The sequence below is a fragment of the Alteriqipengyuania abyssalis genome, assembly GCF_019857185.1.
GTDB classification, from domain to species: domain Bacteria; phylum Pseudomonadota; class Alphaproteobacteria; order Sphingomonadales; family Sphingomonadaceae; genus Alteriqipengyuania; species Alteriqipengyuania abyssalis.
The window spans coordinates 186,857-200,726 of sequence record NZ_JAHWXP010000004.1; the positions used below are offsets into that span (position 1 = coordinate 186,857).

The window sequence follows — 13,870 nt, forward strand, 5'->3', positions numbered from 1 at the left end:
CCCTGTTATCCCGAGCTAGAAAATATCGGGATTGGCGTCGATATTGTCCTCAACATCCGCAGCCAGGCGATAGATCACCTCCTGCTGGATGTTGATGTTGAGCTCGATCACGATCTTGTCGGAAGGTGCGTTCACATTCACGCATCCGCCCAGCAGGCAAAGCCCGCAGACCAGGCCGAGCCCCTTCATCTTCGCATGTATCATGGCCTTTTCTCGCTTTCCGAGTGCTGAATGGTTCGTTCGGGCTTCTTGCCGGCTTGCGCGGCTGCCCGCGCCGCCTCCTCCTGTGCTGCCTCTTCCTCTGCCGCCTCGTCCGCCGCGCGCACCTCTTCGCCGGTGATCGCGGGGCGCAGCCGCACGCCGTCGTCGCTCAGCAGGCCGAGCGAGCGCGGATCGCGGATGAATGCGGGGTCGAAGAACGACCGCACGTTCTGGATCAGCGCGAAGAACGGCGCGGAAATGTTGATCCGGAACTCGATCGGCAGCGAGGCGAGCTGACGGGTCAGGAAGTTGCTGTCGGCCTCCGCCCCTTGCGCGACCCCGGTGAAGTTCAGGCGGGTGATGATCTCGCCGGTCAGCGGGCCTTCGATCTCGACCTCCAGCCGCTCGTAATCGAGCGAGCGCAATGCCTGGAAGGCGAAATTGGCGATCGGGGTCAGGTCTTCGTAAGTCAGTTCGCCGACATAGGCGACATTGCCGCCCGGCGGGCGCGACACCAGCGTGCCATCGACGATCCGCCCGTTGCCCTGAGCATCGAACAGCACGGTGATCGACCCGTCGAAGATGCCGGTCGCGTTGACATTGCCCAGCTCCAGCCGCTCGACCAGCCGCGCCGCGTCAAGCCCGGTGATGTCGAACACGTAGGCGCGCTCTTCCTGCGCCCCGATATTGATATCCAGATTGCGCAGGGTGATCGTACCGCCGAGGAACGGCGCGCTGGCCCCCGCGACCGCGATCAGCTGGCCCTCGCGCACCCCGAACTGCACCGTGCCGCCCTCGACCGCGATCCCCGGATTGACCGAGCCGACGGTGATTCGCTGGTCGGGCGCGGTGGTCAGGCCGAGCAGATCGTCGAAGCGGATCGTGCCCGACGCGCCTTTGACCGGGCCGAAGGCGGCCGCGAAGTCGAGCCCGTCGGAAGAGAACTGCCCGGTGCTGGTCACGCCATCCGCGCCCCACTCGATCTTGCCCGAACCGGTCACCGCCCCTTCGGTCTGCGCGATCACCCCGAAGGCGAGCCGGGTCAGATCGTCGGGCTGCAGATCCTTGCCGAAGCGGATGCCGGGCACGTCGAGATAGGCGAAGCCGGAGCCCGAGGAGAGATCGTGTTCGACCGTGACGTTGGTCACCAGCTGGTCCGATTCGGGTTCGCGCAGGCCCGCCTCGGCGACGATCCGGTTGTCGCGCAGGCGCAGGCGGGCACCGCGCGCCGCCAGCGGTTCGAAGCGCGGCGGATCGGCCCGGTCCTGCAACAGGAAGGAGCCTTCGGTCAGCGCCAGCACGCCATCGCGATAGGACCACTCGCCCGCCGTATCCCTCAAATCGAGCGGCACGGCGGCCAGCCCAATATCCGCGCCGCTGAAGGTGCCGCCGATGTCGCGCCCCAGCCGGGCCTTGAGATTGTCGATCCGGAACCGCGCGGCATCGCCGCTGCCCAGCGTCACGTCGAGCGCGCGGGCGGACAATTCCCCGGGCAGCGCAAAGCCCACCGGGCCGCTCTTCAGCGCAATCGGCGTGTCTGCCAGCGTGCCCGACAGGTCGAGGCTGGGCGCGCCCGCCGCCAGCTGCACCGCGCCACCCGCTGCGGTCAGGATCGGCCGGCCCTTCGCGGGGCACAGGGTCACCGTGCGCTGGTCGAGCGCGAGGTTGGCGTAGACCAGCTGGCCGAAGCTCACCCGCGTGCAGTCGGGCCACAGCGCCAGCCTGTTGCCATCATAGGAGCCCTTGATCGGCAGGCTGAGCCCACGCGCGAAGCCGCCGGGTAGCGGCCCGCTCGCCTGAATTGCGCCCGCCAGCCCGATCGTGCCGCCGGGTGCCTGCGCGACCGCCAGCTGCGGGATCGCCAGCCGGGCCTCGCCCGCACGGTATTCCTCCATCGCCAGCTGGAACACCAGCCGCCCCGAGGCGCTGCGCTCCATCCGGCCCTGCATCACCGGGATGCCCGGCCCGGCGGTGGTGAAATTACCCGAAACGCGCGGCAACGCCCCTTGCGTCGGCAGGACCGCGAAGCGCGAGAGCGAGAGGATGCGCGCGCCGCTCGCCCCGTCGAGCGTGGCGGTGGGCACGCCGAGCGAGAAGCCGTCCGCATTCGTCGTCAGCGTGACTTCGGCCGCCAGCGAGCTTCCCCGTGCCTCCCGCGACAATGCCTCGCGCAGGCGGGCGATCAGCGGTGCTGCCAGCGTGTCCTTGCTCGCAACCTGCCAGTCGCGCAGCCGCGCCAGCCAGTCGGCGCTGGGTGACAGCCCCTCGCCAGCAAGGCTGGTCTGCACCCGCCATCCGGTATCGCGCCCGCGCCGCGCGACGCCCTTCGCGCCGATCCACCGCGCGGCGAGCCCGGTGGTGCGCGCATTGCCCAGCCGCAGGTCGTAGTGCAGGCTGGTCTGCCCGCCGCGCAGAGCAAGCGCGCCTTCGATCGTGCTGCTACCCGCGGCAAGGCTGGGGGCAGAAAGACGCGCGACCTTGCCGTCGACCTGTACTTCCAGACCATCGAGCGTGTCGTCCACCACCAGCGTGACCGGGCTGCTGAGGTCGACCACTTGCACAGCAGGGTCTTCGCACGCGATCTCGGCCACGCGCAGCGGGCCGCGCAGGGTCGGCTTGCCGCCATCGACGCCGATGCGCCCCTTGCTGCGTGCATTGCTGAGCCCGCACCCCGCATAATCCAGCGCGTCGGCCCGCAGGTCGTAACGTCCGGCGAATCCGCCATCGAGCCGCCCCTCGCCCACCAGCCCCAGCGCGATGTCGCCATAGGCCCCGCCGATGCGGGCGCGCCCGTCGATAATCTTGAGATCGAGTTCGGGCAGCCCGCCCTCCCCGCCGGTATCGCGGAAGAGCACCCGGTCGAGCGTCCCGAAGCTGATCCCGCCCTCGCCCAGCGTGCCCTTGAACCGCGGTTTTTCGAGCGTGACGCGCCCGAAGCGCGTGCCCCACGGGCGCACCCGCAGGTCGACGGTCGCGCGCGCGACGGTCAGGTCCGGGTCTGCCGGATCGCCGACCACGATATTGCGCAACACCTGCCGGTTGGGGCCGATCGATTCGATGTCGTAGGTTGCGGGCAGATCATACTGGTCGAGCTGGCCCTGGATCACATCATCCGCGATCCGCTCGCGCGAAAGCCACGCGATCGTCAGCGCGATCACCACCAGCGCGGCCAAGGCGATCAGTGTATAGCCGACCCGGCGACCGGGTCGCAGGCGAGCCCAGCGGGAGGATGGGCGTGCGCCCTCCTCGCCCTCACCGGCGGCCAAATCTGCCTCTGCGCTGTCCGCCATTCGGGTCACTCGCTTGCACGTCATGCCGCCAGCGGGCATCTCTTGCGCGTCTTGGGGGTCTTATCGGGATAGGGCGGGCATGGCGCAAGTGGATGACGAATTCGCGAGGTCGGCACAGGTTCCCGCTGCGGCCGGCCACCGCGAGCGTTTGCGCAAGCGGCTGCTGAGCGGCGGGGCGGAGGCGCTGGCCGATTACGAAGTGCTCGAATACCTGCTGTTCGCCGCCAACCGGCGGGGCGATACCAAGCCGCTGGCCAAGGCGCTGCTGGCGCGGTTCGGCAGTCTGGCACGGGTGCTGGAGGCGGAACCCGCTGCGCTCGCCAGGACGCCGGGCATGGGCGAGGCGGGCGCTGCCGCGCTGAAAGCGGTCGCGCTGGCGGCACGGCGGATGGCGCGCAGCGAAGTGGTGGACAGGCCCGTGATCGCCAACTGGCACGCGCTGATCGACTATCTTTCCACCGATATGGCGCATCTTACGGTGGAGCGCGTGCGGGTGCTCTATCTCGATACCAAGAACCGGCTGGTGCAAGACCATCACGTGGGCGACGGATCGATCGACGAAGCGTCGATCCACCCGCGCGAGGTGATCCGCCGGGGGCTCGATCTGGGCGCGGCGGCGCTGATCCTGGTCCACAACCACCCCAGCGGCAATCCGGAGCCCAGCCGCGCGGATATCGCGGTGACGCTGAAGATCGCGGAGGCCGGGCGGCTGCTCGGCATCGCGGTGCACGACCACGTGATCATCGGCCAGGGCCGCTATGTCAGCCTGAAGGCGAAGGGGCTGATCTAGCCCCTCCCCCCTCGAAACGCCTATTTCGGCGGCAGGCCCCACAGGCTGTAGAGCGAGGCGATGCCCGGTGCCGCATGCAGCGCCGATTCGATATCCTCGCGCGCTTCCGCCTCGCGGCCCAGCGAGCGTTTCACCACCCCGCGCAGATAGCGCGAGCTGTGCTGACCCGGCGAACGCGCAAGCGCCACGTCGAGGTCGCGCAGCGCCTCTTCGGCGCGGCCCATGCGATACAGCGCCAGCGCGCGGCTATCGATCGCGCCCGAGCTGTTCTGCGCCTCTTCAACAGCGCGGGTGCAGGTCTCCAGCGTCCCTTCGGTGACAAGATCGAAGATCCCTGCGTGCCAGCAGGCCCCATTCAGCAGGCCCGCATCCTCGGGCTCGATCGACAGCTCGTCGCGCAGCAGGTCCAGCCCTTCCTGCGCCTGTCCGGCAAAGCCCAGCGCGTAGGAGCGCAGCTGCGCCTCGCTCTTGGGGTCTTCGAACAGGTAGGCGAACTCGTCGACCAGCGCGACCGCCTCGTCCGCCCGGCCCAGCAGCGCGAGCAGTTCGATCCGGCGGCTGTTGATCGTATAGTCGGGGTCGATATCCGCCACCGCGACGTGATCTGCCAGCGCGGCGTCGAAATCGCCCAGATTGTAGTGAATCTCGCCCCGGCTCAGATAATTGTCGGCCGAGGCATCGCGCGCGATCGCCGCGTCTATATCGGCCAGCGCCCCCTCGAAATCGCCGGTGCGGAAGCGGAAGTTGAAGCGGTTGAGCAGAGCGCTGGTATCGTCGCTGTCCGCGTCGGCGACCAGTTGTGTGTAGATCCGCTCGATCGGTTCGAGCCTGGCGCTCGCGTCCCCGCGATATTCCCACGCCCGGCGCACGGGCGAGGTCGCCCGCAGCCGCGGCAGGCTACGCTTGAGCCGCAGGCTGGCACGGCGCACATCGGGCAGATCGCTGGCCGGGAATTCCCACGCGAGGCTCTGCACCTCCTCGGTGATCTGCAGCACCGGCGCGGTCAGCTCTGTCTGCGAGGAAAGCCGCGTGCCGCCGATCACCTCGTCGATCTGCGGATTGCCGAGCAGGCGGAACTCGGTTTCCCCTTCGGGCAGCAGCCATTCGATCTCGCGGCGGAAGTAGATCGGCCCGGGCACGCTGACCGGCAGGTCGGCGATATCCGGGCGCGCGCGATCGACCTCGAAACCGAAGCTGTCGGCCACCTGATACGGCACGTCGAGCTCGGCCCGGGGCGCGTCCGTATCCCACGGCGAGGTGACGAGGCCATGCGCGGTGACGGTGGCAATGCCGCTGTCGGAATCGAAGGCGAGCTGCATGTCGACCGGCTGGTGATCGCCAAGGATCGTCGAGACGGTGCCGTAGAGCGCGTCCTTCTTCTGCGCGGGATCGTCGATCAGGGAGAGCGCCTGGAACTGGCGGGCGGTCGCGCCGGTAATCTCGATCCGCACGTCGTAGATCGCGGGCAGCCCGACCCCTGCCGACTGGTCGATTTTGATCGACACCGTCTGGTCGGGCACGGCCTGCGGGCGCATCTCCATTTCCTGCAGGTCCGTCCCGCCTTCGCGCAGCGGCAGCGCATAGCGGAAGCGCGGGACCTCGATCATATTGGTCGCCCGCAACCCGCCGTTGGTGCCGTCGAGCCAGTAGGGCACGCCGTCGATATCGGCGCGCACGATCATGTGGTCGAAATTGGTCAGCGTGGGCAATTGCTCGGGCAGCGCATCGCCCGTCTGGCTCTGCACCAGTACCGCCTCCGCGCTGATCCCCAGCTCGCGCAGCATGGCGAGCAGCAGCAGCGATTTCGCCTTGCAGTCTCCGCTGCGCAGTTCCCAGGTCTCCGCCGGGCTCTGGGGGATGTAGTTCCCGCCATTGAGGCCGTTGAGCAGGTAGCTGACCTCGTCCTGCACGAATTGCGTGGCGAGCGCAGCGCGCTCCTTCTTGTCGGCGGTCTGCGCGCCGATCTCGGCGATCTTCTCCGCCAGCGCACTGCCCGGTTCGATCGTCCCTTCGGTGGCGAAGAACGGCGCGATGTCGGCGGAAATCTGCGCATAGCTATCGAACGTGGTCGCGCGAATCTGCGGCGGCAGGCGGAAGCGCGGCGGCGCGTCTGCCGGAATCTCGGCCGGTTCGGCCACCGGCACCGCGATGGTCACGTACCTGTACCCGTCGCGCGTCGTCTCATCGACCGGCGCGTCGACCCGGGTGGTCGCCCAGCGCACACTCTCGTCCACCGGCCACGACAGGATCATGCGTCCTTCCGCGAGCGGCACGGGCTTGGCCATCACCACGTTCACATATTCCATGTCGTCGTCGAGCACTTGCTCGTCGGTGGTGGTGGTGAAGCTGTAGCGCAGCACATCGCCGATCTGCGCGCCGGGAATGGACATGGTGGCGGTCAGCGCGCCGTTGAGGATGCGCTTTTCCAGCCCTTCCTCGCGCCGCAGGACCTCGAACCGGGCGCCGTCGGCAAGCACGTCGATCACCTTGTCCCCGCGCACCAGTTCGACCCGGTGGACCGTCAGATCGCCCTTGTCGGGCAGCCATTCGAGCGAGATCGTGCCCATCGCGTCGAGCGCTTCGGTGCTGTCGAGCGCGAAGGCGATGTCGCCGTAGCTGGAGACGACGCCATCCTCCATCCGGGTCTGCGACTCCATCAGGCGCAGCGGCAGGCCCCGGCCATCTTCGGCAGATGGCAGATCGGCCACATCGATCCACGCGCCTTCATCGCCATAGAGAATCGTCTCGCCCGCATGGGCCGGCATGGCGATGGCAGCCGCAATCAGCCCGGTCGCATAAGCGACGTGAAAATAACGCATTGGTCCCCCGATGATCCCTGTACTTGCCTTGGCCCGGCAGACTTACAGGGCACACGGGCGCGTGCAAGGCGAAGCTTCTGCCTGTCCCGGCGCGCATTGGCACCCGAGATGCTTGCCTTCGGACCCGATGCATCTTAGCCGCGCGTCGATCCCCGCCATTCCAACCGGAGCCGCCCGATGGTCCCCCGCTATGCCCGCCCCGAAATGACCGCCCTGTGGGAGCCGGAGGCGAAATATCGCATCTGGTTCGAGATCGAGGCGCACGCGACCAGCAAGCTGGCCGAACTGGGCGTGGTCCCGCAGAGCGCCGCCGACGCGCTGTGGAACTGGTGGGAAACCAACCCGGAGATCGACGTCGACGCGATCGACGCGATCGAGGCGGTGACCAAGCACGACGTGATCGCCTTCCTGACCTGGGTGGCCGAACATGTCGGCGAGGAAGCGCGCTTCATGCACCAGGGCATGACCAGTTCGGACGTGCTCGACACGACGCTGAGCGTGCAGCTGGTCCGCGCGACCGACATTCTGCTGGCGGATATGGACGACCTGCTCGCCGCGCTGCGCCGCCGGGCGGAAGAGCACAAGTTCACCCCCACCATCGGCCGCAGCCATGGCATCCACGCAGAGCCCGTCACCTTCGGCCTCAAGCTGGCGCAGGCCTATGCCGAGTTCGAGCGGTGCCGCGCGCGCCTGTGGGATGCCCGCACCGAGATCGCCACCTGCGCAATCAGCGGCGCGGTCGGTACTTTCGCCAATATCGATCCGCAGGTCGAAGCTTATGTGGCCGACAAGCTGGGCCTCGTGCCCGAGCCGGTCAGCACGCAGGTCATCCCGCGCGATCGCCACGCGATGTACTTCGCCACGCTGGCGGTGATCGCCGGGTCGATCGAGCGGCTTGCGGTGGAAATCCGCCACCTCCAGCGCACCGAAGTGCTCGAGGCGGAAGAGTTCTTCTCCAAGGGGCAGAAGGGTTCGTCGGCCATGCCGCACAAGCGCAACCCCGTGCTGACCGAGAACCTGACCGGCCAAGCGCGCATGATCCGCGCCTACGCCATGCCCGCGCTCGAAAACGTCGCCCTGTGGCACGAGCGGGACATCAGCCATTCCAGCGTTGAGCGTTTCATCGGCCCCGACGCGACCATCACGCTCGACTTCGCGCTCGCCCGCCTCACCGGCGTGGTCGACAAGCTGCTGGTCTACCCCGAGCGGATGGAGGCCAACATGAACCGGATGGGCGGCCTGATCCACTCGCAGCGCGTGCTGCTGGCGCTGACCCAGAACGGCGTGAGCCGCGAGGATGCCTACGCCATCGTGCAGCGCAACGCGATGAAGGTGTGGGAATCGGACGGGCGTCTGCAACTGCTCGACCTGCTCAAGCAGGATGAGGATGTCTCGAAGGCCCTGTCCGAAAATGACCTCACCGCGCTGTTCGACCTCGACTACCACCTGAAACATGTCGATACGATTTTCGCGCGGGTGTTCGACGGCGACTAGCCTTTCGAAAGGGGCTGACCAGCCGCTGGACGCATGGGGACGCGCGGCCTAGGCTGCGCTCTGGCCGGGCCTTGACCGGAATTACGGGGGGAAGTGCTGTGCAAATCGTGCGGATGATTGTGTGGGTGATCCTGCTGGTGGCGGTGATCATCTTTTCCTGGTCCAACTGGAACCCGGTCGAAGTGACGATCTGGGACAATCTGGTTGTGGAAACCAAGGTGCCCGCGCTGGTCATCATCTCTTTCCTGATCGGCTTCCTGCCGGTGTGGCTCTATTCGCGCGGCGTGATCTGGAGCCTCAATCGCAAGATCCGCAGCCTCGAGATCGCGGCCAAGGCCAGCTCCGTCTCCGCCGCCGCACGCGAATCCGACCGCGAGGAGGCAGAGCGGCGGGAAGAAGCGCACATCGAGCCGCAACCCGCGCCCGCTACCGATCCCGCTGCCGCTCCCGCCCCGGCAGCGGTGAACACCACGCCGACGGTTGACGAGACCCCGGCGGAAGAGGAAACCCGCCTGACCGCCGACGACACGGCACATGGCGATGCACCCGCCACGGATGATCGCAAACCGACACAGGATACGACAGCCAGCTCGTGAGCAACCCGGTCTATCTCGCCCTCGACCTGCCGCGGATCGACGCGGCGCGTGCCCTCGCCGAAAAGGTGAAGGGCCATGTCGGCGGGTTCAAGCTGGGACTCGAATTCTTCTGCGCGCACGGCCACCACGGGGTGCACGAGATCGCGCAGGTCGGTCTGCCGATCTTCCTCGACCTCAAGTTCCACGACATCCCCAACACGGTCGCCGGCGCGATGCAGGCGATCCACGTGCTCGAACCCGCGATCGTCACGGTCCACGCGGGCGGCGGGCGCGCAATGATGGAGGATGCCAAGGCGGCGGCGGGCGAGAATACCAAGGTGGTCGCGGTGACCATGCTTACCAGCCTCGACGAGCGCGATCTGGAACGCACGGGCGTTTCGGGCAGCGCGCACGATCAGGTGCTGCGCCTTGCCGATCTGGCGCAGGACGCCGGGCTCGACGGGATCGTATGCTCGGGCCACGAGGTGGGCGAGGTGCACAGGCGCTGGAAGCACGGCTTCTTCGTCGTCCCCGGCCTGCGCCCTGCGGGCAGCGCGGTCGGCGACCAGAAGCGCGTCGTCACCCCGCGCGCCGCGCGCAATGACGGCGCCAGCGTGCTGGTGATCGGGCGGCCGATTTCGAAGGCGGACGATCCGCTCGCCGCAGCGAAGGCCATCGAAGGCACGCTGTGAAGCGCGCGCCTACTGCTCGGCAGGAGCGATCCTGATTGCTGGCGAATCGTTCGCCTCGGCGCTCCCCGTCGCTTCCGCCGAGGGCTCGTCCGCGTAATTCTCGAACACGTCGGCCATCATGTCGGGCGAGTTGATGTTATAGCCGACCAGCCTCAGCGAATCGCCCGATCCGCTGAACACGAAGGTCTCGACGCCCCGGCCCCGTTCGAAATGGGTCTCCATCTGCAAGGTGGTGAAGCTGCCCTGCGGGCTGGTGTTCATGTTGACGTTTGTCTGCGAAGTTTCCTCGACCGGCCCCAGGCTCTTGCGCACCGTGCCCAGCAGGCGGACGAAATCCTCGCGCGAGGTCGCCTTGCGCAGCTGCTCGCCCGCATTGGTCCAGATCGCCTGATCCTCGCCCGCATTCAGCCGCTTGTGGAACAGATCCACCTGCGCGCGCGCATCCTTCGCCTGCTGCACCGGGTTGCACCCGGCCAGCAGCACGCCGGCGAGTACCATTGCGATCCATTTCAGCATTGCCGTGTCCCCCACTCGTCAGCCCCGTGCGATTGCCCAGCGAGTACCATTTGCCTCGGCAAGGCCAAGCTATAAGAGCACACACATGCCCACCCAGATCAAGATTTGCGGACTCTCGATGCCCGAAACGCTCGATGCGGCGGTGGACGCAGGCGCGAGCCATGTCGGCCTGGTACATTTCGCAAAGAGCCCGCGCCACGTTACCCTAGACGACGCGGCGAAGCTGCGCCGCCGGGTGCCCGAAGGCGTCAAGGTCGTGCTGCTGACCTCGGCCTTGCAGCCCGCCGAGCTCGAAGCCGCCTACCTCGCGGTCAGGCCCGACGTGATCCAGTTTCACGGCAATGAGACGGTCGAGTGGATGGCGCTGGTCCGCAAGCTGATGGGTGTCGAGACCTGGCGCGCGGTTGGCCTGAAGGAACGCGCCACGCTGGACCGGGCGCAACGCTTTGTCGGTCAGGTCGACCGGGTGCTGTTCGATGCACCGGCCAAGGCGCTCCCCGGCGGAAATGGCGTCGCCTTCCAGTGGGAGATCCTCGACGGCTACGAACACCCGATGGACTGGGCGCTGGCGGGCGGTCTGACGCCGAACAATGTCGGTGATGCGATTGCGCGTACCGGCGCGCCGCTCGTCGACACCTCCAGCGGGGTGGAGACCGCGCCGGGCGTGAAGGACATAGCCCTGATCCGCGCCTTCTGCGACGCGGTGCGCGCTGCGGACGCGAACCCCTGAGTGCTAGCGCCGGAGCGGCAATGCGCCCCGGCCCGGCAACCAAAACGACGGTTAGAAGAAGGTGCCGATGCCGATGGTTACGGCGTTGGCCTCGTGATGGTCCACGAACACGTGGCGGTATTCGGCGGCGATGTAGGTGCCGCTGTGGCCGAGATGATGCTCGTAGCCGACGCCCACATGCGGCCCGTCGCCATGGTGGGTGAAGGTGTATCCGCCCGCGAGGAAGATGCTGCCCTTCTCGCTCACCTTCGTGCCGAGGCGGCCGGTCAGCGCGAGTTCCACGAAGGTGTCTTCGGCAAGGATCTTCTCGCCCGACACTTCACCGCCGAGGAACACCGTTTCGCCAAGGTCGAAATCATAGCCCGCCGCAATGCCGAGGACCGGATCGGTCTCCCCTTCCGACCATGCGACACCGCCGCGAACTTCCGCACGCGGGCCACCGGCCGCTTCTTCGGCCAAGGCCGGAGCCGCCGGCAGAGCGATCAGGAGAGCGGACAACACAACAGGTTTAATCATCGAAACATCCCATCAAGAGGGCCACCGCGCACTCGCCGGAGCGCCGGCCCGAACCAGACCCATAAGGCTTCCATCATAGAGAGATGCGCCGCACCCGATTCCCCCGGGGCCGGTTTTTTTGGGCAGCGCGGGCGTGGCAACCGGCTCGCGAAACGCGCGCAAACCGGTGGACATGATTTTGCGGCTCTGCCAATCGCTCAGGCCTATGCGCACACCCCAGACCAGCCCGGGCGACACCGCCGACACCCCCAACAGCTTCCGCCAGCAGCCGGACGATCGCGGCCATTTCGGCGATTTCGGCGGGCGCTACGTCGCCGAAACGCTGATGCCGAACATCCTCGCGCTGGAGCAGGCCTATGACGAGGCAAAGAAGGACCCCGCCTTCACCGACCAGTTCGAGGATCTGCTCGAACACTATGTCGGCCGCCCCAGCCCGCTCTACTTCGCCGAACGCCTGACCGAGGCGCTGGGCGGGGCGCAGGTGTGGTTCAAGCGCGACGAGCTCAATCACACCGGCGCGCACAAGATCAACAATTGCATCGGGCAGATCCTGCTCGCGATCCGGATGGGCAAGACTCGCATTATCGCGGAAACCGGCGCGGGCCAGCACGGCGTCGCCACCGCCACCGTCTGCGCGCGCTTCGGCCTGCCCTGCGTCGTGTACATGGGCGCCGAAGACGTGCGGCGGCAGTCGCCAAATGTGTTCCGGATGAAGCTGCTCGGCGCGGAAATCGTGCCCGTCACCAGCGGGCGCGGCACGCTGAAAGACGCGATGAACGAGGCGCTGCGCGACTGGGTCGCGAACGTCGACGACACGTTCTACATCATCGGCACCGCGGCGGGCCCGCACCCCTACCCCGCGATGGTCCGCGACTTTCAGAGCGTGATCGGAACCGAAGCGCGCGCGCAGATCCAGCAGCGCACCAGCCGCCTGCCCGACCTGCTGGTCGCGTGCATCGGCGGCGGCTCGAATGCGCTCGGCCTGTTCCACCCGTTCCTGGATGATGCGGACGTGAAGATGCTCGGTGTCGAAGCGGCGGGGCTTGGATTGGACGGCGACCAGCACGCCGCCAGCCTGACCGGCGGCGCACCCGGCATCCTCCACGGCAACAAGACCTTCCTGCTGCAGGACGAGGACGGCCAGATCACCGAAGGCCACTCGATCTCGGCGGGCCTCGACTACCCCGGCATCGGGCCGGAGCATGCGTGGCTGAAGGACATCGGCCGCGTCGAATACACCGCCGTCACCGACGACGAGGCGCTGGAAGCCTTCCAGCTGCTGTGCCGGACCGAGGGGATCATCCCCGCGCTGGAGCCGAGCCACGCGATTGCCGCCGTTGCAAAGCGCGCGAAGGAGATGGACAAGGACGCCATCATCCTCGCGAACTTGTGTGGGCGCGGGGACAAGGACATCTTCACGGTGGCCGAGAAGCTGGGGGTGGAGATTTGAGCCCCCGCAGGCTGGCCTGGATCACAATCGCTCTCGCGCTGGTCGGCTTGCTGTTCCTTGCGGTAAGCGGCCTGTGGCGCGACAACGGTGCCATAACCGCAACGGGGGGCGTGTTCCTTGCCACGATCACGATACTCGGCTTCTTCGTAAAAGTTGAGAAACCGGAATAGTCGCACTCCCACTCCTCATTGCGAGGAGCCAGGAAGGCGACGTGGCCATCCAGATTAAGAGGTTTTGACGAGCCGAAACGCGCAAAGGAAATGGACAAGGACGCGATGATCCTTGCCAACCTGTGCGGGGGGCGGACAAGGATATTTTCACGGCCGCGGAAAAGCTGAGGGTGGAGATTTGATCGCGTGAGCGAGGGTTACCGTCAGAAACTACTCAACTTTGTTTGCAGCATATTTTTGGCGTGGTCGGCGGGGCTGATCATCGCCAACATATCCTGGTTTGTCGCGCTGAGAGACGGAAGAGCTGAAAATGGTGCGGTCGATCCCTTCCCCGCCCTATACGTACTCGGGGAAAGCCTCATAATCTTGGCCATATTTTCGATTTTGGCAATTTCTGGCATCTACTGGATTTTGCACAAAGGGCCATATCGCCCATTCGCTTCGTCAGGCTTTCCACGCGCTACTCTACGTTCCTATTGACGCTTACCGGCTTCATCCTAGCGAATATTCTACTGTCTACCGGATACTTCACCCGTAATAGCTGCGAGCAACTCGACGGCGCACTTTTTCACGAGTGCTATATCACCATTTCCCCATGGATTTTGATACCTTGTGGAATATTCGGCG

The 13,870-nt window shown here is 66.6% G+C and carries 11 protein-coding genes; 6 read left to right on the forward strand and 5 right to left on the reverse strand.

Going from position 1 to position 13,870, the window contains the following annotated elements; all coding sequences use genetic code 11:
- Positions 1-15 precede the first annotated feature (15 nt).
- A complete protein-coding gene (locus tag KYN89_RS14270; protein WP_054523843.1) occupies positions 16-204 on the reverse strand; it encodes a YnbE family lipoprotein in 189 nt (62 codons plus the stop codon).
- On the reverse strand, positions 201-3,491 hold the full coding sequence (locus KYN89_RS14275) for an intermembrane phospholipid transport protein YdbH family protein (protein ID WP_222825707.1): 3,291 nt from the start codon (positions 3,489-3,491) through the stop codon (positions 201-203). Before KYN89_RS14275 ends, KYN89_RS14270 begins: the two co-directional genes overlap by 4 nt.
- A gap of 79 nt (positions 3,492-3,570) precedes the next feature.
- On the opposite strand from KYN89_RS14275, the gene radC reads away from it, so the two are divergent.
- Positions 3,571-4,281 (forward strand): RadC family protein, encoded by a 711-nt coding sequence (gene radC / locus KYN89_RS14280; protein WP_222825708.1) that lies wholly within the window; start codon positions 3,571-3,573, stop codon positions 4,279-4,281.
- 20 nt (positions 4,282-4,301) lie between these two features.
- Here the strand turns inward: radC and KYN89_RS14285 are convergent, their stop codons facing one another.
- A complete protein-coding gene (locus KYN89_RS14285) occupies positions 4,302-7,100 on the reverse strand; it encodes a DUF3857 domain-containing protein (protein ID WP_222825709.1) in 2,799 nt (932 codons plus the stop codon).
- A gap of 177 nt (positions 7,101-7,277) precedes the next feature.
- Between KYN89_RS14285 and purB the strand changes: the two genes are divergently transcribed.
- The 3 genes from purB to pyrF all read left to right on the forward strand — a co-directional run bounded on the left by purB (position 7,278) and on the right by pyrF (position 9,861).
- Entirely contained in the window at positions 7,278-8,594 is a 1,317-nt protein-coding gene (purB, locus tag KYN89_RS14290; protein WP_197635740.1) for an adenylosuccinate lyase, read from the forward strand.
- A 113-nt stretch (positions 8,595-8,707) separates the two neighbouring features.
- Positions 8,708-9,190, forward strand: coding sequence for a LapA family protein (locus KYN89_RS14295; protein WP_222825781.1), 483 nt, complete (start codon positions 8,708-8,710; stop codon positions 9,188-9,190).
- On the forward strand, positions 9,187-9,861 hold the full coding sequence (gene pyrF / locus KYN89_RS14300; protein WP_054523838.1) for an orotidine-5'-phosphate decarboxylase: 675 nt from the start codon (positions 9,187-9,189) through the stop codon (positions 9,859-9,861). The genes KYN89_RS14295 and pyrF overlap by 4 nt, the downstream gene beginning before the upstream one ends.
- Positions 9,862-9,870: 9 nt before the next feature.
- Here pyrF and KYN89_RS14305 read toward each other — a convergent pair whose 3' ends face one another.
- Positions 9,871-10,377: a DUF4019 domain-containing protein gene (locus KYN89_RS14305; protein ID WP_222825710.1), complete on the reverse strand. Its 507-nt coding sequence runs from the start codon at positions 10,375-10,377 to the stop codon at positions 9,871-9,873.
- 85 nt (positions 10,378-10,462) lie between these two features.
- Between KYN89_RS14305 and KYN89_RS14310 the strand changes: the two genes are divergently transcribed.
- A complete protein-coding gene (locus KYN89_RS14310; RefSeq protein ID WP_222825711.1) occupies positions 10,463-11,107 on the forward strand; it encodes a phosphoribosylanthranilate isomerase in 645 nt (214 codons plus the stop codon).
- Positions 11,108-11,158: 51 nt separating this feature from the next.
- Here KYN89_RS14310 and KYN89_RS14315 read toward each other — a convergent pair whose 3' ends face one another.
- Positions 11,159-11,623 carry an outer membrane beta-barrel protein gene (locus KYN89_RS14315; protein ID WP_248285306.1) on the reverse strand — a complete coding sequence of 155 codons (465 nt, stop codon included), beginning with the start codon at positions 11,621-11,623 and terminating at the stop codon, positions 11,159-11,161.
- Positions 11,624-11,828: 205 nt separating this feature from the next.
- On the opposite strand from KYN89_RS14315, the gene trpB reads away from it, so the two are divergent.
- Positions 11,829-13,073: a tryptophan synthase subunit beta gene (gene trpB / locus KYN89_RS14320; protein ID WP_054526026.1), complete on the forward strand. Its 1,245-nt coding sequence runs from the start codon at positions 11,829-11,831 to the stop codon at positions 13,071-13,073.
- Positions 13,074-13,870 lie beyond the last annotated feature (797 nt).

Excerpts from the sequence above, each read along its gene's own strand:
- radC (WP_222825708.1), top strand. The coding sequence starts at position 3,571 with ATGGCGCAAGTGGATGACGAATTCGCGAGGTCGGCACAGGTTCCCGCT.
- KYN89_RS14310 (WP_222825711.1), top strand. The coding sequence starts at position 10,463 with ATGCCCACCCAGATCAAGATTTGCGGACTCTCGATGCCCGAAACGCTC.
- KYN89_RS14275 (WP_222825707.1), bottom strand. The coding sequence starts at position 3,491 with ATGGCGGACAGCGCAGAGGCAGATTTGGCCGCCGGTGAGGGCGAGGAG.
- KYN89_RS14305 (WP_222825710.1), bottom strand. The coding sequence starts at position 10,377 with ATGCTGAAATGGATCGCAATGGTACTCGCCGGCGTGCTGCTGGCCGGG.
- KYN89_RS14285 (WP_222825709.1), bottom strand. The coding sequence starts at position 7,100 with ATGCGTTATTTTCACGTCGCTTATGCGACCGGGCTGATTGCGGCTGCC.
- trpB (WP_054526026.1), top strand. The coding sequence starts at position 11,829 with ATGCGCACACCCCAGACCAGCCCGGGCGACACCGCCGACACCCCCAAC.
- KYN89_RS14270 (WP_054523843.1), bottom strand. The coding sequence starts at position 204 with ATGATACATGCGAAGATGAAGGGGCTCGGCCTGGTCTGCGGGCTTTGC.
- KYN89_RS14315 (WP_248285306.1), bottom strand. The coding sequence starts at position 11,623 with ATGATTAAACCTGTTGTGTTGTCCGCTCTCCTGATCGCTCTGCCGGCG.
- KYN89_RS14295 (WP_222825781.1), top strand. The coding sequence starts at position 8,708 with ATGATTGTGTGGGTGATCCTGCTGGTGGCGGTGATCATCTTTTCCTGG.
- purB (WP_197635740.1), top strand. The coding sequence starts at position 7,278 with ATGGTCCCCCGCTATGCCCGCCCCGAAATGACCGCCCTGTGGGAGCCG.